Raw genomic sequence first — 17,766 nt, forward strand, 5'->3', positions numbered from 1 at the left:
TTGATCGATTTTATCACATCACACGGAGCCGGAGCGTAGCCATTCCGGTAGGCGTGTGAAACGTACTGCGTGAATACACAACATCGGCGGGCGCCAGGCTCACGCACGCCTAATGTTTGGTCTTCAGGTTGGCCAGCACCGCGAACGGCGACGGCTTCTTTTCTTCTTCTGCCGGCAATACTTCATCCGGGCAGACTGCGTGACGCGGCGACACGGGCAACGCCAGCAACAACTCGTCTTCGATCTGGGCGATCAGGTCAAAGTTGCGCGAGCCGACAATGACATCCGCCTCGTCATCATCCAGTGGGGCCGCATCGGCTTCGGCCTCCGAGCGCATCACTTCCAGGCGCGTATGCACCGGCAGGGGTTGCTCGTAGGCTTTCAGGCACCGCTGGCATTGCAGCCAGATCGAGCCATCTACCTGCAGATCAACGAAAAGACGCTGTTGGGCAGACTGGCCCGCGGTGGCCTCTTCATGCACCGCACCCTGCATTTGCCAACGAAACTGCCTGTTGGCATCGGCCGGAGCATCGGCAGCCTGCTCGGCCAGCAACCGAGGCATGTCGGTCAGGCTGACCGTGCCGCTTGCCGGCTCACCCGCGCGGATGAACGCGAAAAGATCGAATGCACGAAAATCCACGGATCGAACCTGCTGAACGCGTTGCCTTGACTCGGCACCGTCGGTGCACGAAACCGGATGTGACCGCCCTGCAGTGCCTCCTGCACCTTGCGCCTGGGCGCCCGGTTTGCGACACTGCGCGGCCAAACCGCGAAACGCGGGATTATAGCGGGCAAAAACCTCTGGCGTCAAAAGGTTTTCGCTCAAAATCCACTGCATCTTCAAGCACTTATGACTTCTGCCTCGCGTCCGCCGCTGATTCTCGCCTCAAGCTCGCCGTATCGGCGGGAATTGCTCGAACGCCTGCGCCTGCCGTTCGAGATCGTGGTGCCCAATATTGACGAGACGCCCGCGCCGGGCGAGTCGCCCGACCAGACCGCGCTGCGCCTCGCCCAGCAAAAAGCCGAGAAGGTCGCCGCCGGTTACCCAGGCGCGCTCGTGATCGGCTCCGACCAGGTCGCCACGCTGGATGGCAAGCAGGTCGGCAAGCCCGGCGACCACGCCCGCGCGCTGGCACAATTGCACTGGATGCGTGGCAGAACCGTCACATTCCACTCGGCGTTGTGCCTGTACGACGGCCGCACCGGACAACACCAGAGCGAAGACATCCGCACACTGGCGACCTTTCGCAATCTTTCCGACGAAGAACTGGACGCCTACCTGCACCTGGAGCACCCCTACGACGTGGCTGGCAGCGCCAAGTCCGAGGGCCTGGGCATCGCCCTGCTCGAACGCGTGGAATCTTCGGACCCGACCGCGCTGGTCGGTCTGCCGCTGATCGCGCTGACCAGCATGCTGCGCAACGTGCACTACCCGCTGTTCGTGTAAGCCATGGCCGGTACGCTCTACCTCATTCCCAACACGCTCGGTTTGCGCGACGCGGCCGACCCGCTGCCTGACGTTATTCCGACCGGCGTGCAGCAGATCACCGCACGACTCGACTACTTCGTTGCCGAGCACGCCAAGACGGCGCGCGCGCTGCTCAAGAAGCTGGCCGAGACCGCGCCGCTCGCACGCCCGCTGCAGGAAATCACCATTCGCGAGCTGAACGTCAAGACACCGGAATCGGAACTGGAAGCCCTGCTGGCCCCGGTGATTGCCGGGCAAGATGCCGGGCTGATGTCGGAAGCGGGCGTGCCGGCGGTGGCCGACCCGGGCGCGAACCTTGTGCGCCTCGCACATCGGCATGGCGTGCGCGTGAAGCCGCTGGTGGGGCCGAGTTCGATCCTGCTGGCGGTGATGGCATCCGGCCTGAACGGCCAGAGCTTTGCATTCAACGGCTACCTGCCGGTCGATGCGAGCGAACGCAAGACCAAGCTGCGTGCGCTGGAGCAACTCTCACGCGCCGCCGGGCAAACCCAGGTGTTCATCGAAACGCCCTACCGCAATGGCGCGCTACTGGAAGCCATCCAGGCGGCGTGCGCGCCCGGCACGCTGCTGTCGATCGCGGCGGACCTGACACTGCCCACTGAACAGGTCGTCACTCTGCCCGTGAGCGACTGGCGTGCCGACCGCATGGACTTGCACAAGCGGCCGGCAATCTTCTCGCTGCTAGCGAGATAACTCCGCGCGTTACTCCTTCATCAGCAGCTTGAGCTGGCCCGTGGTGGCCAGCGCCTTCACGGCGCCCGCGCCCATCGCCGTGCCGAGCTTGCGCGCCACGCGCGAAGCGAAGTTTTCCTTCACGGTGTAGTCGACCACGTCCGGCGCCTTGATCACGCTGCGCGCCACAAAGTCCGAGCTGCCGATCGCATCGGCCAGCCCCAGATCCACCGCCTTGGCGCCCGTCCAGAACAGGCCGGTAAACAACGTCGGATCGTCCTTCAGACGGTTGCCGCGCCCTTGCTTGACCACGTCGATGAACTGCTGGTGCACCTGGTCGAGCATCTCCTGCGCGTATTGCTTCTGCTGCGGCGACACGGGCGAGAACGGATCGAGCATCCCCTTGTTCGAACCGGCGGTCAGCAGGCGGCGCTCCACGCCCACCTTGTCCATCAGACCGGTAAAGCCGAAGCCGTCCATCAGCACGCCGATCGAGCCGACGATGCTGGCCTTGTCGACATAGATCTTGTCGGCGGCGGCGGCCACGTAGTAACCGCCCGAGGCACACATTTCTTCCACCACGACGTACAGCGGAATCTTCTTGTACTTGGCACGCAGGCGGCGGATCTCGTCGTTGATCATGCCTGCCTGCACCGGCGAGCCGCCCGGCGAATTGATCTTCAGGATCACGCCGACCGTGTTGTCGTCCGCAAACGCAGCCTGCAACGAGGCGTTGATGTTCTCGGCACTGGCGTTCGTGTTGGCGGCAATTTCGCCGTCGAGCGTGATGAGCGCCGTATGGCGGCCCGTGCTGACGGTTTCGCCCTCTAGGCTGGCAAATGCAAAGAGCAGCAGCCCGATGATGCCCAGCGTCACAAAGCGGAAGAAGATGCGCCAGCGGCGCGCGGCGCGTTGCTCGCGAATCGTCGCCATCAACACCTTTTCGAGCACGTCGCGCTCCCAGCCGCTGGCCTGCCCGGATGCCGTCGATGCCGTGGCAGCTGCCGGCCTGCCTGCCGCCGAATCACGCAGCTCGGCTTCGAGCGGGTGATCGGCATGCTGCGTCACTTCCAGCGCTTCTGGCTTGCCTGCGCCCTCGTTGGGGGCGTCTTCTGTCCCCTTCGGCGGAATCGAATCGGTCATAGACGAGAGGAAAAACGATCGAGGAGAAAAAAAAACCGTGCCGCCATCAGGCCGATGGTGTCGGCGCAGGTGCGGGGGTCGGCGCACGGAACAGGGCATCCGGCTGCCACCACACCGTACCGTCACGCTCAGCAATGTCGAGCTTGGACAAGTGCGAACCCCGGCACGGCCCGCCCACGCATCGGCCGGAGTCCGGCTCGTAAAGGGCGCCGTGCGTGGCGCACATCAGATACAGGCCGGAGCTTTCAAAGAACCGGCCTTCCTGCCAATCCATTTCCATCGGCACGTGCGCGCACTGATTCAGATAGCCATGCACGCCCCCGGCATAACGGACGACGAATGCGCTGACCAACCGGCCCCGAAGCTCCACCTGAAAACGCACGCCCAAGCCGCCGTCTTCCAGTGCGGCGCTTTCGCAAACGCGAACCAGTTCCGCCATCTCAGGCATGCTGCGTCAGCCAGTTGTGCAGGTCAGGCACCGACTTGGCGCAGTACAGCGGCGTGAGCGTGTGCAGCACGTCAGCAGGATGCGCGCCGTATGTGACGGCCACACCGGCTGCGCCCGCGTTGGCGGCCATCTGCAAGTCATGCGTGGTGTCGCCGATCATCACTGTGCGCTCGACGTCCATGCCGAGATCGCGTGTGAGCTCCAGCAGCATGGCCGGGTGCGGCTTGGAAAACGTCTCGTCAGCACAGCGTGTGTTATCGAAGACGCCGGTGAGGTTCGTGGCCTCCAGAGCACGCTGTAGGCCGACGCGCGACTTGCCTGTCGCCACGGCCAGCAGATAGTTCTCGCGGCGCAGCGCTTCCAGCATCTCGCGCACGCCGGGAAACAGCACGAGATGCGCGTCGCGGCTGAGGTAATGAAAGCGATACCGCTCGGCGAGCTTGCCGTAGTCGGCGGGATCGAGCGTCGGAACGGCATATTCGAGCGCGTCCCGCAGCCCGAGGCCGATCACATGGCTCGCGCGCGTGTCGTCAGGCACCGGCAATTCGAGATCCCGGCACGCCAGCTGGATGGATCGCGTAATGGCCGACGTCGAATCCATCAGCGTGCCGTCCCAGTCGAAGACGATCAGATCAAAGCGCTGCTGGGGCATCGGGAACGGGGTCCTGAGATTGGAAGGCGTTGAGGAAGTCTGCGCACTCGGCAGGCAGCGGCGCATTGAAAGTGACGATTTCGCCGCTTTGAGGGTGCATCAGCGTCAGGCGATGCGCGTGCAGGAACATGCGCGGCAGCCGCGGCGAGGCGTTTGCGCGCGATAGCGCCTTGTTCAGCGTGAAATCGCCGTACTTGTCGTCGCCCAGAATCGGGAAACCGGCGTGCGCCAAGTGCACCCGGATCTGGTGTGTACGGCCGGTCTTCAACTCGGCCTCCAGCAACGTGTACGGTCCGAACACGCCCACCTTGTTGAAAATCGTATGCGATGGCTGACCGTCGGCCTGCACGCGCACACGGCGCTCCCCTTCTGGCGTGGTGAATTTGTGCAGCGGCGCCTTGATATGCTGGCGCTTGTGCGGCCACAGGCCCTTCACGGCTGCAAAGTAGCGCTTGTCGAGACGGCCTTCGCGGATCTGCTCATGCAGCGCCACCAGCGCCGAGCGCTTCTTCGCCAATAGTAGGACGCCCGACGTTTCGCGATCCAGGCGGTGCACCAATTCCAGGAACTTGGCTTCGGGGCGTGATTGACGCAGCTGTTCGATCACCCCAAAAGCCACACCCGAGCCGCCATGCACCGCCACCCCGGCGGGCTTGTCGATCACCAACAGATGCGTATCTTCATGGAGGATCGTGAACTCAGCAGCGGGAATCGCACGCGGCGTTTCAGCCTGCTGAGCGATCCGCAGCGGCGGAATGCGCACCAGATCGCCAAGTTTGAGGCGATATTCCGCATCGATGCGCCCCTTGTTCACCCGCACCTCGCCAGAGCGCAGGATGCGGTAGATATGGCTCTTGGGCACACCCTTGGCCAGTCGCATCAAAAAATTGTCGATGCGCTGTCCTTCGGCGTCGTCGCCGATTTCCACGTAGGCGACGGATTTGCCGTCGAGTGCGCCACGCACGGCCTCTTGAATGCGGCCATCAAATGGATGGCGTAACTCATTCATTTTCAATATAATTTTCTCGCTGGACAGTCGTTTAAGCGCCAGCAAGAGCCGGTCGGGACGAACAACAGGTATTGTACACAGCCACCGTTTCCGTCCGGAACGTACCGATCTCTGGTCCACTTGTGCTACAAAGCTAGACACGTGACCGGCCAGATCGGCACGAAAGCAGCACGCACCGCTGTCTCACCTGCGCAGGACGTGAACCAAAGATCACGTCGGCAAGGTCGGCCAGCGTAGAACGAGCAGCTGGTAGAACAGAATTCAAAGGCGGGCGCCAATGGAACTCCATACGGCGCCCGCTTGGTGAAAGAAGCCCTTGCCGCACCAAAGTTGGTGCCGGCCGGCTGGATATCCGGTTACCGCGTTGCCATGGCGGTCCGGCGGCAAAACTCTAACAAGCAGCACGCCGCCCGATTTGCCCGCCGCGGGTTTCGTCCGGACAAGCCGTCCGTCAATTCGCTCTTTGTGGTCGCTTCACGCGACTCGCCGCCGCCGGCCCACCCGCACAACGCGTTGGGCTCGCAGCACGAGTGACAGGACGCGCAACACGGCGCCGACCGCGCCGGCAAATCCATCCTGTCACCCACGGTGACGCGTGTAATGCCCTCATTTCTTTCGCCCGTGCCCCGTCGCGCCTTTTTTGCCGGCCGACACCTAGGCAATTCGTTGACCACCCGCTCCGCCTTCGCGTGCTCCATGAAGCGCCGTGCTTGCACGGCATTGGAGTGAGGTTGCAATGAAACGCATGTTGTTCAATGCGACGCAGCAAGAAGAATTGCGCGTCGCGATTGTCGACGGTCAGAAGCTGATCGACATCGACATCGAAACCGCCGGGCGCGAACAGCGCAAAGGCAATATCTACAAGGGTGTCATCACCCGCATCGAACCGTCGCTGGAAGCGTGCTTCGTCAACTACGGCGAAGAGCGGCACGGTTTTCTCCCCTTCAAGGAAGTCGCCCGCGCCTATTTCAAGGACGGCGTGGACGTGCGCAATGCGCGCATCCAGGATGCCCTGCGCGAAGGCCAGGAGCTGATCGTCCAGGTCGAGAAGGAAGAGCGCGGCAACAAGGGCGCCGCCCTGACCACGTTCATCTCGCTGGCCGGCCGTTATCTGGTGCTGATGCCAAACAACCCGCGTGGTGGTGGCGTGTCGCGCCGCATCGAAGGCGAAGATCGCCAGGAACTGCGCGAAACCATGGCGCAGCTGGAAGTGCCGGACGGCATGAGCATCATTGCCCGCACCGCAGGCATCGGCCGCTCGGCTGAAGAACTGCAGTGGGACTTGAACTACCTGATGCAGCTGTGGAAGGCCGTCGATGGCGCCGCCGTCGACAACAAGGCCCCGCTGCTGATCTATCTCGAATCCAGCCTGGTGATCCGCGCGATCCGCGATTACTTCCAGCCGGATATCGGTGAAATCCTGATCGATACGGACGATATCTACGATCAGGCCCGCGCCTTCATGAGCGTGGTGATGCCCGACAACATGAATCGGGTGAAGAAGTACCGCGACGACGTTCCCCTGTTCTCGCGCTTCCAGATCGAACACCAGATCGAATCGGCGTATTCGCGCATGGTCATGCTGCCGTCGGGCGGCGCGATTGTGATCGACCACACCGAGGCGCTGGTCGCCATCGACGTGAACTCGGCACGCGCAACCAAGGGCGCAGACATCGAGGAAACTGCCGCGCGCACCAACCTCGAAGCCGCCGACGAAATCGCCCGCCAACTCCGCCTGCGCGACCTGGGCGGCCTGATCGTGATCGACTTCATCGACATGGAGTCGAGCAAGGCCCAGAAGGACGTCGAAACCCGCCTGAAAGACGCGCTGCGCCACGACCGCGCCCGCGTGCAGATGGGCAAGATCAGCCGTTTCGGCCTGATGGAACTGTCGCGCCAGCGCCTGCGTCCGTCGCTGTCGGAAGGCTCGCACGTCACTTGCCCGCGCTGTAACGGCACGGGCCACATCCGCGATACCGAATCGTCGGCCCTGCAGGTGCTGCGCATCATCCAGGAAGAGGCGATGAAGGAAAACACCGCCGCGATCCACTGCCAGGTGCCGGTGGAAGTGGCTGCGTTCCTGCTCAACGAGAAGCGCCCGGATATCAACCTGATCGAGACGCGCTTCAAGGTCAATGTGCTGCTGATCCCGAACAAGCATCTGGAGACGCCGCACTACAAGCTGGAGCGCCTGCGCCACGACGATCCGCGCCTGGACGACAACAAGGCCAGCTACAAGATGGCCGAAGAGGCCGCCAAGGAACTGGAAGCCGACACCGCCTACAGCACCCGCAAGGAAGCTGCCAAGCCGCGCCAGGAAGCCGCCGTCAAGGGCATCACGCCGGAACAGCCGGCCCCCGTGTCGGTGCCGCGCGCTGAGCGTCCGGCCCGCACTGAAGCTGCGCCTGCTCCGCAAGCGCCGGCTCCGGTGCCTGCCCAGGGTGGCTTTGTTTCGTGGCTGAAGTCGCTGTTTGGTGCCAAGCCGGCTGAGCCGGTGGTCGCTGCGCCGGTTGATGCACCGAAGCAACGCACCGAAGATGGCAACCGCCAGGGCCGCGGCAATCGCCCGGACCGTGGCGGCCGTGGCCAGCGCGGTGAACGTGGCGAGCGCCAAGGTCAAGGTCAGGGCCAGAATGGCCGCGACGGCAATCGCCAAGGCCGCGACCGCAACGAAGCCCGCGATGGCCAGCAAGGTCAACGTGAAGGCCAGCGCGGTAACCGCGATCGCAGCCGCCAGCCGGCGCAGGTCGAAGGCGCCGTTCGCGAAACCGCTGAAGCCCGCCAGCCGCAGCAAGGCCAGGAAGCCCGCACCGAGGGCCAAGGCCGCCGCGAGCGCAACCAGGAGCGCCGCGAACGCCAGCCGCGTGAGAGCCGCGAAGGTCGTGAGCCGCGCGAACCGCGTGAAAACCGTGAGCCGCGTGAAGGCCGCGAGCGCGATCAACAAGCCAAGGAAGCCGCAGCCGCTACCGCGCCGGTAGCAGCCGAGAACCTGATCGACCAAACCGCTGCACCGCAAGTGCCGCAACCGCTGCTCGACACCACTGCCCCGGCAGAAGGCGCTGCGGCAGAAGGCGTTACCCCGGGTGCGGAAGGCAACGGTGAAGGTGAAGAACGCCGTCGCCGTGGCCGCCGTGGTCGCAACCGCTATCGCCGTGACCGCGAAGGTGCGGATGGCATGCGTGCAGAAGGTGAGGCCGAAGGTGCAGAGGGTGCAGAAGGTGCCGACGAAGCCATCGCTGAAATGCCTACGGAGCCTGCCGCGCCTGCAACCGTGACCGAGCCAGTGCACACGGCATCGTTCGCGCCAGTCGAGAACCCGGCTCCGGTCGTGCACGAGCCCGTGCATGCAGCCGAGGCTGTGGCGCCTGTTTCAGCCCTGCCGCCGGTGCAGCCGACGGAACCCGTCGTTGCCGCAGCACCCGCCAAGGAAGTGGCCGAAGAGGCCATCGTGACGGCGTTTGCTGAAGTGCCGGCCCCGGTCAGCACGGTCGCCAAGGGCTCGCCGCTGCCGATCGAGACGCTGCAAAGCGTGCTAACCAACGCAGGCATGACGTGGGTCCACACGGATGCACAGAAGCTGCAGACGGCACAGGAAGAAGCTGCCCGCACCGTCACGCCGCCACGCGTGCCGCGTGAGCGCAAGCCGCTGCCGCCGATCCAGCAAGGCCCGATGGTTCTGGTCGAGACCAGCCGTCCGGCAGGTGGTACGGACCAGCAGTAAGCATCACATCGGCGGCGGGTAATCCAAACCCACGCCGATGCCTTGCCTGAGGGCGGCTTCGGCCGCCCTTTTTCCTGTGCGCGACACGCGGAGTCTGAACTGTGCTCCCCGCATCAAACAGGGGCTGCGCTACACTCGACCTGTATCGAGCGCGAGCGCCCTGTCCTGTGGATTGATGCGCCGCACCACACCATGACCGAAACCGTCATCCCCCTCTACGATCTGCGTGACATCCGTGATGGCCAGCACCACCGTGCCACGGTGCCCGCTGTGCCGGACACGCTCGTCCCAGCACAGGGCCTGCTGACCGACACGCGTGGCCGCCGACTGCACGATCTTCGCATCTCCGTCACGGACCGCTGCAACTTCCGCTGCGTGTACTGCATGCCGAAGGACGTGTTCGACAAGGACTACCGCTTCCTGCGTCACTCGGAGCTGCTGTCGTTCGAAGAGATCGAGCGCATGGCGCGGCTGTTCATCGAGCACGGCGTCGAAAAGATCCGCCTGACCGGCGGCGAGCCACTGCTGCGCAAGGACATTGAGCGTCTGGTCGAAATGCTGGCGCGCCTGACCACGACGCAAGGCAAGCCGCTGGACCTGACGCTGACCACCAATGGCGCCCTGCTCGCACGCAAGGCGCAATCACTGAAAGATGCGGGCCTCACCCGCGTGACGGTGAGCCTCGATGGCATCGACGATGCGACGTTCCGCCGCATGAACGACGTCGATTTTGCCGTGAGCGAGGTGCTGCACGGTATCGAAGTCGCACAGAAGGTGGGCCTGGCGCCACTGAAGGTCAACATGGTCGTCAAGAAGGGCGACAACGAAGACCAGATCGTGCCGATGGCGCGCCACTTCCGGGGCAGTGGGATCATCGTGCGCTTCATCGAATACATGGACGTGGGCACGACCAACCACTGGGACATGCGCTCCGTCGTACCGTCGGCCGAGGTGGTCAAGCGTCTGTCGGCGGAGTTTGCGCTCGAGCCAGTGACGGCCAACTACAGCGGCGAGACGGCCGAGCGCTGGCGCTACGTCGATGGCGCGGGCGAGATCGGCGTGATCTCCAGCGTGACCCAGGCGTTTTGCCACGACTGCACCCGCGCGAGGTTGTCGACCGAGGGCAAGCTGTACCTCTGCCTGTTCGCAACCGAGGGTTTCGACCTGCGCGCGTTGCTGCGCGGCGGCGCGAACGATCTGGAACTCTCCAACGCGATCCGCACCGTCTGGCAGGGCCGAGCGGATCGCTACTCCGAACTGCGTGCCAGCGGTCAGGCTCAGCCGGCCGGGAGGCGCATCGAAATGTCCTACATCGGCGGCTGAGCCCGCCCGTGTCCAAATCAATGATCCCAACATCCGACATCACCGGCCTGATCCTGGCTGGCGGCCGGGGCAGCCGCATGGGCGGCGTCGACAAGGGCCTCCAGACATTCCGCGGCGCGCCGATGGCGATGCACACATTGATGCGCCTGTCGCCCCAGGTCGGCCACGTGCTCATCAACGCCAATCGCAACCTGGCCGCGTACGAATCGTTCGGCGTGCCGGTCGTGGTGGATTCAGTGCCGGACTTTGCCGGGCCGCTGGCGGGCATCCTGGCCGGGCTGGAGCAATGCCAGACGCGCTATCTGCTGACCGCTCCGTGCGATTCGCCGTTCGTGCCGACCGACCTCGCCGCCAAGCTTTCGCAGGCCATGGAAGACGCCAACGCACGCATCGCCATGCCGGTAACAATGGAACCGGATGCGCATGGCGATGCGCGCCGTCAGGTGCAACCGGTGTTCTGTCTGATCGACACCCTGTTGGTCGATGATCTGATCGCCTACCTGCAGAGCGGTGGCCGCAAGATCGAAACCTGGACGGCCCGCCACCCGACGGTGGACGTGCTGTTCGACGACAGCGCCGCCTTCGCCAACATCAATACGCTGGAAGAACTGCACCAGTTGGCCGAGCGCCGCTAGAGCGCCGTCAGAGCACCAGCGGCCATCCGATTCCCACCGACGTCATGACCACCCTCGCCTCCGTCGTCTCCTGCCTGTCCGATTACGATCCGAACGCGCTGCCTGTGGCACAGGCGCAAGCCATCATGCGCGGCTTCGTGCAGCCCGTAAGCGGCGTTGCGCGCGTGCCGATCCGCAGCGCACTCGACCGCGTGCTGGCCGAAGATGTGCTGTCGTCCATCGACGTCCCTTCGCACGACAATTCGGCCATGGACGGCTTTGCCTTTGCGAGTGCCGAACTTGCGCTGGGTGATGGGGATCTCTCCCTGCGCGTGATCGGCACGGCGTACGCGGGTGTCGCCTTTGATGGCGCGCCGGGTGCGGGCGAAGCCGTGCGCATCATGACCGGCGCAGTCATGCCCACAGGCTGCGATACCGTCATCCCGCAGGAATTCACGCAAAGCAAGGATGACGACCGGTCTAGCGTTCGCTTTGCCCGCGACGCCGTGCGCGCCGGCGACAACCGCCGCCTGCGCGGCGAAGACCTCGCCCGTGGCAGCGCCGCGCTGTCTGCCGGCCGCACGCTGCGTCCCGCCGATATCGGTCTGCTCGCCTCGCTGGGTATCGCCGAGGTGTCGGTGCGACGCAGGCTGCGTGTGGCGTTCTTCTCGACCGGCGACGAACTGCGTTCCATTGGTGAACCACTCGACGCCGGCTGCGTGTATGACTCCAACCGCTACACGCTGCACGGCATGCTCTCACGACTGGGCGTGGAGCTGCTCGACATGGGCGTCGTGCGCGACGACCCGGCCGCGCTGGAAGCGGCCTTCCGCACCGCCGCCGAAAACGCCGATGCGATCATCACCTCAGGCGGCGTGTCCGTCGGCGAGGCCGATTTCACCAAGCAGATGATGGCCAAGCTCGGCGATGTGACGTTCTGGAAAATCGCCATGCGCCCAGGCCGGCCGATGGCCTTCGGCCGCATCTCCTCGAACGGCCGCAGCGCGTTCCTGTTTGGCCTGCCAGGCAATCCGGTGGCGGTGATGGTGACGTTCTATCACTTCGTGCGCGGCGCGCTGCTCCACATGATGGGCGCCACCGACGGCGGAGCACCGCTGGTGCCGGCTGTGAGTGCGACGCCGATTCGTAAACGCCCGGGCCGTACGGAGTATCAGCGAGCGATCGCCGCGCTAAACGATCGCGGCCAACTGGAGGTGCGCCTGACCGGGCAGCAAGGCTCAGGCGTGCTGCGTTCCATGAGTGAAGCAAACTGCTTTGTTGTCCTCACCCACGAACAGGGCCAGGTCAACGCGGGCGATCCCGTGCAGGTACTCCTGTTCGATGGCCTGATCTGAAGGGCTGGCGATCGCCGCCCTTGCGCGGGTTGCAACACCGCATGCTGTCGGTTTTTTGCGTCACCCACGGGGCGCGGGTATCGGCGCCTCGGTCGATTCGCTACACTTTGCGCCAGTTTGAATGCTTTAAGCTTGCCCGAGCTTACGTAATGCCATGATGAAAAAGGAGATCGTGTACCTCCACCCCGCCCACACCGCGCGTGCGCTGATGTTGGTATACCTGTGTTTCTCGCTCCCCATCGTGGGATTGTTCTTCTTTACCGGCTTCGTTCGCACGGGCGAATTGCCAGCCATTGCCATTCTGAGCGGCTTGATCCTGAATGCGCTGATCGGCTTTGGTGCGCTTTGGCTGGCATGCCATGCGTATAACTGGGTGGCCGCGCGCTTTGGCGGCATCGAGATTGCGCTGCGCGACGTGCCGGAAGAATCGGAAGCCTGACGGGCCAATGCGATCCAGAAAGAAGGGGCGGAAGATTCCGCCCCTTTTCTTTTGCCCTCGCCTGCGCCGGTGACTTATTCAGTCTCCGCCTCATCATCCTGCGCCACCGTGGTTTCCAACCCCAGCACGTTCTGCGCGGATTCGCTCGGCAACGCCTCCACGGCCTTGAGCTTGCGATTCATCTGGCGCGTGCGTACCTCGGCCTGCTCAATGTTGCTGACGGCCCGCTCAAGCGTCTTCTTGGTTGCAGCCAGCACGTCGCCGAACTTGCCGAACTCGCTCTTCACCGCGCCCAGCACTTGCCAGACCTCGCTCGAACGCTTCTCCAGCGCCAGCGTGCGGAATCCCATCTGCAGACTGTTCAGGATGGCGGTGAGCGTGGTCGGGCCCGCCACCGTCACCCGGAACTTGCGCTGCAGCTCGTCCGTCAGGCCCGGGCGGCGCAGCACTTCGGCGTAGAGGCCTTCGGTCGGCAGGAAGAGAATGGCGAAGTCGGTCGTGGCCGGCGGCGCGATGTACTTCTCCTGGATGGTCTGCGCCTCCTTGCGCACCGCGACTTCCAGTTCGCGGCTGGCGGCGGTAGCGGCTTCTGCGTCGGCGCGCTCCTGCGCATCGAGCAGGCGCTCGTACTGCTCCTTGGGGAACTTGGCATCGATCGGCAACCAGACAGTGGCGTCGCGGTCGGCGTCGGTCTTGCCGGGCAGGCGGATGGCGAACTCCACCCGCGCCCCGGTACCACGCACGGTTTCGACGTTCTTGTCGTACTGCTCGGGGGTGAGCATCTGCTCCAGCAGCATCTCGAGCTGGACTTCGCCCCAGGTGCCACGCGTTTTCACGTTGGTCAGCACCTTCTTCAGGTCACCCACGCCTTGCGCTAGCGCTTGCATTTCGCCCAGACCGCGGTGCACCTGTTCCAACCGGTCAGACACCAGCTTGAACGACTCGCCCAGGCGCTGCTCGAGTGTGGCGTGCAGCTTCTCGTCGACGGTGCGGCGCATCTCGTCGAGCTTGGTCGCGTTGTTGGCCTCGATGTCCTTGAGCTTCTGCTCAAGCGTGGCGCGCACCTCCGCCAGGCGGCGCTCGTTGCCCTCGCCCAATTGGGCGAGCTGCTGCTGCATCGTCTCGCCAAAGCGGCGCAGCGCGTTGCCCTGCTCTTCGCGTGCCTGCTGGGCCTGCTGCTGCAGGCTCTGGCGCACGGCTTCAAGTTGGTGGGTGTTGGTCTCCGTCAGCTTGGTGAGCTGTTGCGCGAAGGTGTCGATCTGGTTGTTCTGCAACGTGGCGACGCTGGTGAGCTGCGTGGCCAGCACCTGCTGGAACTGGCCGAGTTGCTGCGTCACATCACTGCGACCAATGCGGGCGGTTTCGGCAATCTCGCCGCGCAGTTCGCGCTCGATGCGTTCGTTGCCGCGCACAAGCTCCCGCATCAACCCGTCCTGCAGTGCCGCGAGCATCGGCGACACGTCATTCGCTGCGGGGCGTGACACGCCACGCCAGATCAGCGCGCACAGCGCGGCCACCACAACCACGCCCAGCAACGTCAGTAAAGCCATCCAATCCATATCAGCGTTCGATCAAGAAGACGCGCGCTGCGTCAGCGCGTCCGGGTTCAACAGGTTGGGCGGCTGCCCAGCGCACGGGCCGAAGCCGAGCGCCGCAATCAGGTTGTCGGCGGCCAGGTTGGCCATGCCAAGGCGCGTGCCGAACGTGGCGCTGGCGATGTGCGGCGTGAGCGCCACACGCTCCGCTTCCAGCAGCGCCGGGTGCACGGCCGGTTCGCCCTCGTACACATCGAGGCCCGCGGCGAAGATGCGTTGCTCGGCCAGCGCCTGCGCCAGTGCCGCGTCATCAACGATGCCGCCACGCGCAAGGTTGACCAGCGTGGCCGTCGGCTTCATCTGCGCAAGCTCTGCCGCGCCGATGGCGTGGTGGCTTTCCTTGGAATACGGCAGCACCAGCACGAGGTGATCAGCCTGCTTCAGCAGGTCTTCCTTGCTGACATAGGTGGCGCGCGTGTCCTGCTCGACTTCGGGAGAGAGCCGGCTGCGGTTGTGATAGATCACGCGCATCGAAAAGCCGCTCGCACGTCGCGCCAGCGCCTGGCCGATGCGGCCCATGCCGAGAATGCCCAACGTGCTGCCATATACCTCTGCGCCGAGGAACGCGTCATACGTCCAGCGCTTCCATTGGCCGGCGCGCAGCCAGTGCTCGGATTCGGTGACGCGGCGCGCGGCAGCCATCAGCAAGGCCCAGCCGAAATCGGCCGTGGTCTCGGTCAGGATGTCGGGCGTGTTGGTGGCCAGGATGCCCGCGCGCGTCATCGCAGCCAGATCAAAGTTGTTGTAGCCGACCGCCATGTTGGCCACCGCACGCAGGGTCGGCACACGGGCGATCAGATCGGCGTTGATGGTGTCCGCCGCATTGGCAAGCAACCCGACACGGCCCTGCAGGCGCTCGGCCAACGCTTCGGGCGGATAGACGACATCCGCCTGGTTGTCGATCACATCGAAGGTTTCGCGCAGGCGCTCCAGCACTTCGGGAAACATCGCGCGAGTGACAAGGATTCCGGGTTTCATACGCTCAGCACACGTTCGGTTAGCGGAAGAAGACAAAGGTCATCAGCACGAAGATCGGCACGAGAATGCCCACCGACCACAGCATGTAGCCGAAGAAACTGGGCATCTGCAAGCCACGGCTTTCGGCGATGGCCTTGACCATCAGGTTGGGCGCGTTGCCGATGTAAGTGTTCGCGCCCATGAACACCGCCGCTGCGGAGATGGCCGCCAGCGTGGATGCGCCCTCGCTCATCAGCATGCGGGCGTCGCCGCCGGCGGTGTTGAAGAACACCAGATACGTTGGCGCATTGTCGAGGAACGATGACAGCAGCCCCGTTGCCCAGAAATACATCGCATTGTTCGGCTGGCCCGCGCTATCGTTGACCAGATGCACGATGCCCGCAAACGGGCCGTCCACACCCGCCTTCAGCATCGCAATCACCGGGCCGATCGTGATGAAGATGCCGGCGAACAGCTTGGCCACCTCCAGGATGGGCTCCCAGTTGAATTCGTTGCCGGCACGCGCGCTGCGCGGCGTGAGCCACAGCGACAGCAACGCGATCAGGATCAGGCCGATATCGCGCACGACGTTCTGCAACAGCACTTCGGTGCCCATCACGTGGAAAACGATGCCTGGCTTCCACAGCCCGCTCATCAGCACGAGCCCCAGGATGCCAGCAAGCAGCACGAAGTTGACGTTGCCTTCCAGGCGCAGCGGGCCGGCATCGTCAGGTGTGGCGTCGGTGATGTTGGGCAGCTCTTCCTTGCCCGTGCGATAGAAATAGCTGTCAATGACGAAGAAGATAGCCAGCAGCAGTACCCACATCACCAGTGTCTGGCGCCAGAGATACTGGGTAGTCCAGAAGAAATCGACGCCCTGCAGAAAACCGAGGAACAGCGGCGGGTCGCCCAGTGGCGTAAGCGCGCCACCGGCATTGGCCACCAGAAAGATGAAGAACACGACGACGTGCGCACGGTGCCGGCGATCCTCGTTCGCACGCAGCAGCGGGCGGATCAGCAACATGGCGGCGCCGGTCGTCCCCATGATGCTGGCGAGGCCCGTACCCAGTGCGATCAAGCCCGTATTGAGCTTGGGTGTGCCGTGCAGATTGCCGCGGATGCAGATGCCGCCCGCCACCACGTACAGCGCGGCGATCAGCGCAATGAAGGGGATGTACTCCGCAAGCGCGGCATGGTTGATGGACGCAATGGCCGATTCCGCGCCGAATGCCATGCCAAACGGCACTAAAAACGCCAAGGCCCAACCCGCCGCGATCTTGCCGTAATGCGCGTGCCACAGCTTGGGTACCACAAGCGGCGCAATGGCAATCGAGAGCAGGATGCCCGCAAAGGGCACTCCCCATAGCACAGACAACTCCGCGCCGTTCACATCGGCGGCGCGCGCCAGGCCACAGACAAACAGGAAGACAAGGGGCCAGAGGCGTTTCACGTAGGCGTTCTCCTAAGCGTTGGCGCACACCGCAAACGCAGTCGCGCCACACAAACAAAGACGCCAGTGTAAACGCCTGAGTCCTGTCGCCCCACAAACGTCCACACATCTTTGACAGGGCAACCGGCCCCGTGCGAGCCGCCTCGACAAGCCGATCAGGCTCCCGTCACGACAATCACGTGCACACGATACGGGCCGTGCGCGCCCAGGACGATGGTCTGCTCGATATCCCCCGTGCGCGACGGCCCGCTGATGACGTTGGTGGCGCGCGGCAGTTCGCCCCGCTCCGCGCGCATCAGCGCATACGCCGCTTCCAGATCGGCGACGATGCGCGACTGCGGCACCACGGCGATATGCGTCTCGGGCAGCAGCGCGGTCGAGGCAACGTTCTCTGGCCCCGACAGCAACATCAGCGAACCCGTCTCGGCAATCGCGCAAAAGCAACCCGTCACGCCGACCAGATCACCATGTTCCCGATCGGCCTGCGGTTCGCGCTGCGGTGGGCGGAATTCGACGCTGATGCCGGCAGCCGCCCAGTCGAGCGATTGCAGCGTGGTCCAGGCTACGGCCTGCGGCTTGAGGCTCAGGCCCGACAGATAGCGGCCAACGGCGGCCGGAACGTCGGCCAGCGCGGCGACCGTATCGAGGGTGGACGCCATCTTCAGCGCCTGCTCGGCGAAGTGAGCCGCGAGATCTTCCGGCACCGGCGGGCGCGGACCGGCCGGATGGCGCGCCAGATAGTCGGCGACGGCGTCGCGTTCACCCTGCGTCGGCTGCTCGGGACGATGCTGCGCGTTGCGGATGCGCGCGAAGATGGCATCGCGTGCGCGGGTCGTGTCGAGCGGGTCGGCGGGGGTGTCCGGTCGTGTATCCATGGCGGCTCCGAAAGATCGGTCGAT

Annotated in this window: 16 protein-coding genes; 7 read left to right on the forward strand and 9 right to left on the reverse strand. The window is 64.4% G+C overall.

Annotated features, from left to right (window positions below; all coding sequences use genetic code 11):
- Nucleotides 1-109 precede the first annotated feature (109 nt).
- Entirely contained in the window at nucleotides 110-640 is a 531-nt protein-coding gene (locus NG900_RS08185) for a YceD family protein (RefSeq protein WP_252679829.1), read from the reverse strand.
- Nucleotides 641-850: 210 nt separating this feature from the next.
- Here NG900_RS08185 and NG900_RS08190 point away from each other — a divergent pair, with 210 nt between their 5' ends.
- Both NG900_RS08190 and NG900_RS08195 read left to right on the forward strand, forming a co-directional pair.
- A complete protein-coding gene (locus NG900_RS08190; protein WP_252678987.1) occupies nucleotides 851-1,447 on the forward strand; it encodes a Maf-like protein in 597 nt (198 codons plus the stop codon).
- Nucleotides 1,448-1,450: 3 nt separating this feature from the next.
- Nucleotides 1,451-2,182: an SAM-dependent methyltransferase gene (locus NG900_RS08195; RefSeq protein WP_252678989.1), complete on the forward strand. Its 732-nt coding sequence runs from the start codon at nucleotides 1,451-1,453 to the stop codon at nucleotides 2,180-2,182.
- A 9-nt stretch (nucleotides 2,183-2,191) separates the two neighbouring features.
- Here the strand turns inward: NG900_RS08195 and NG900_RS08200 are convergent, their stop codons facing one another.
- From NG900_RS08200 to NG900_RS08215, 4 genes are read right to left on the reverse strand one after another with little or no spacing between them, the layout of a single operon-like run.
- On the reverse strand, nucleotides 2,192-3,304 hold the full coding sequence (locus NG900_RS08200; RefSeq protein ID WP_252678998.1) for a S49 family peptidase: 1,113 nt from the start codon (nucleotides 3,302-3,304) through the stop codon (nucleotides 2,192-2,194).
- A gap of 46 nt (nucleotides 3,305-3,350) precedes the next feature.
- Entirely contained in the window at nucleotides 3,351-3,752 is a 402-nt protein-coding gene (locus tag NG900_RS08205) for a Rieske (2Fe-2S) protein (RefSeq protein ID WP_252679007.1), read from the reverse strand.
- On the reverse strand, nucleotides 3,745-4,404 hold the full coding sequence (locus NG900_RS08210) for an HAD-IA family hydrolase (RefSeq protein WP_252679010.1): 660 nt from the start codon (nucleotides 4,402-4,404) through the stop codon (nucleotides 3,745-3,747). Before NG900_RS08210 ends, NG900_RS08205 begins: the two co-directional genes overlap by 8 nt.
- The gene (locus NG900_RS08215; RefSeq protein ID WP_252679830.1) at nucleotides 4,385-5,413 is read right to left on the reverse strand and encodes an RluA family pseudouridine synthase; all 1,029 of its coding nucleotides are present in this window, start codon (nucleotides 5,411-5,413) and stop codon (nucleotides 4,385-4,387) included. The genes NG900_RS08210 and NG900_RS08215 overlap by 20 nt, the downstream gene beginning before the upstream one ends.
- Before the next feature lie 736 nt (nucleotides 5,414-6,149).
- Between NG900_RS08215 and NG900_RS08220 the strand changes: the two genes are divergently transcribed.
- The 5 genes from NG900_RS08220 (at nucleotide 6,150) to NG900_RS08240 (ending at nucleotide 12,865) form a co-directional block, all read left to right on the forward strand.
- Complete coding sequence (locus NG900_RS08220) at nucleotides 6,150-9,134, forward strand: Rne/Rng family ribonuclease (protein WP_252679012.1); 2,985 nt, start codon at nucleotides 6,150-6,152, stop codon at nucleotides 9,132-9,134.
- Nucleotides 9,135-9,326: 192 nt separating this feature from the next.
- Complete coding sequence (gene moaA / locus NG900_RS08225; protein WP_252679015.1) at nucleotides 9,327-10,457, forward strand: GTP 3',8-cyclase MoaA; 1,131 nt, start codon at nucleotides 9,327-9,329, stop codon at nucleotides 10,455-10,457.
- Nucleotides 10,458-10,477: 20 nt separating this feature from the next.
- Entirely contained in the window at nucleotides 10,478-11,092 is a 615-nt protein-coding gene (gene mobA / locus NG900_RS08230) for a molybdenum cofactor guanylyltransferase MobA (RefSeq protein WP_252679018.1), read from the forward strand.
- Between the two features lie 44 nt (nucleotides 11,093-11,136).
- Entirely contained in the window at nucleotides 11,137-12,426 is a 1,290-nt protein-coding gene (gene moeA, locus NG900_RS08235; RefSeq protein WP_252679020.1) for a molybdopterin molybdotransferase MoeA, read from the forward strand.
- A 154-nt stretch (nucleotides 12,427-12,580) separates the two neighbouring features.
- The gene (locus NG900_RS08240; protein ID WP_252679022.1) at nucleotides 12,581-12,865 is read left to right on the forward strand and encodes a hypothetical protein; all 285 of its coding nucleotides are present in this window, start codon (nucleotides 12,581-12,583) and stop codon (nucleotides 12,863-12,865) included.
- A gap of 74 nt (nucleotides 12,866-12,939) precedes the next feature.
- On the opposite strand, the gene NG900_RS08245 is transcribed toward NG900_RS08240, so the two are convergent.
- The 4 genes from NG900_RS08245 to NG900_RS08260 form a co-directional block, all read right to left on the reverse strand.
- Nucleotides 12,940-14,424 (reverse strand): DNA recombination protein RmuC, encoded by a 1,485-nt coding sequence (locus NG900_RS08245; protein WP_252679025.1) that lies wholly within the window; start codon nucleotides 14,422-14,424, stop codon nucleotides 12,940-12,942.
- A 12-nt stretch (nucleotides 14,425-14,436) separates the two neighbouring features.
- On the reverse strand, nucleotides 14,437-15,438 hold the full coding sequence (locus NG900_RS08250; RefSeq protein ID WP_252679028.1) for a 2-hydroxyacid dehydrogenase: 1,002 nt from the start codon (nucleotides 15,436-15,438) through the stop codon (nucleotides 14,437-14,439).
- A 19-nt stretch (nucleotides 15,439-15,457) separates the two neighbouring features.
- The gene (locus NG900_RS08255; RefSeq protein ID WP_252679030.1) at nucleotides 15,458-16,867 is read right to left on the reverse strand and encodes a sodium:proton antiporter; all 1,410 of its coding nucleotides are present in this window, start codon (nucleotides 16,865-16,867) and stop codon (nucleotides 15,458-15,460) included.
- A 155-nt stretch (nucleotides 16,868-17,022) separates the two neighbouring features.
- Nucleotides 17,023-17,742, reverse strand: a complete 720-nt coding sequence (locus NG900_RS08260) for a LutC/YkgG family protein (RefSeq protein WP_252679032.1) — start codon at nucleotides 17,740-17,742, stop codon at nucleotides 17,023-17,025.
- Nucleotides 17,743-17,766 lie beyond the last annotated feature (24 nt).

The sequence above is a fragment of the Ralstonia soli genome (assembly GCF_023955655.1).
Classification (GTDB): domain Bacteria; phylum Pseudomonadota; class Gammaproteobacteria; order Burkholderiales; family Burkholderiaceae; genus Ralstonia; species Ralstonia soli.

What these genes read in the sequence shown, in the direction of transcription:
- moaA (WP_252679015.1), top strand. Translation starts at nt 9,327, where the DNA reads ATGACCGAAACCGTCATCCCCCTCTACGATCTGCGTGACATCCGTGAT.
- NG900_RS08240 (WP_252679022.1), top strand. Translation starts at nt 12,581, where the DNA reads ATGATGAAAAAGGAGATCGTGTACCTCCACCCCGCCCACACCGCGCGT.
- moeA (WP_252679020.1), top strand. Translation starts at nt 11,137, where the DNA reads ATGACCACCCTCGCCTCCGTCGTCTCCTGCCTGTCCGATTACGATCCG.
- NG900_RS08250 (WP_252679028.1), bottom strand. Translation starts at nt 15,438, where the DNA reads ATGAAACCCGGAATCCTTGTCACTCGCGCGATGTTTCCCGAAGTGCTG.
- NG900_RS08260 (WP_252679032.1), bottom strand. Translation starts at nt 17,742, where the DNA reads ATGGATACACGACCGGACACCCCCGCCGACCCGCTCGACACGACCCGC.
- NG900_RS08205 (WP_252679007.1), bottom strand. Translation starts at nt 3,752, where the DNA reads ATGCCTGAGATGGCGGAACTGGTTCGCGTTTGCGAAAGCGCCGCACTG.
- NG900_RS08200 (WP_252678998.1), bottom strand. Translation starts at nt 3,304, where the DNA reads ATGACCGATTCGATTCCGCCGAAGGGGACAGAAGACGCCCCCAACGAG.
- NG900_RS08195 (WP_252678989.1), top strand. Translation starts at nt 1,451, where the DNA reads ATGGCCGGTACGCTCTACCTCATTCCCAACACGCTCGGTTTGCGCGAC.
- NG900_RS08215 (WP_252679830.1), bottom strand. Translation starts at nt 5,413, where the DNA reads ATGAATGAGTTACGCCATCCATTTGATGGCCGCATTCAAGAGGCCGTG.
- NG900_RS08245 (WP_252679025.1), bottom strand. Translation starts at nt 14,424, where the DNA reads ATGGATTGGATGGCTTTACTGACGTTGCTGGGCGTGGTTGTGGTGGCC.
- NG900_RS08220 (WP_252679012.1), top strand. Translation starts at nt 6,150, where the DNA reads ATGAAACGCATGTTGTTCAATGCGACGCAGCAAGAAGAATTGCGCGTC.
- NG900_RS08190 (WP_252678987.1), top strand. Translation starts at nt 851, where the DNA reads ATGACTTCTGCCTCGCGTCCGCCGCTGATTCTCGCCTCAAGCTCGCCG.
- mobA (WP_252679018.1), top strand. Translation starts at nt 10,478, where the DNA reads ATGATCCCAACATCCGACATCACCGGCCTGATCCTGGCTGGCGGCCGG.
- NG900_RS08210 (WP_252679010.1), bottom strand. Translation starts at nt 4,404, where the DNA reads ATGCCCCAGCAGCGCTTTGATCTGATCGTCTTCGACTGGGACGGCACG.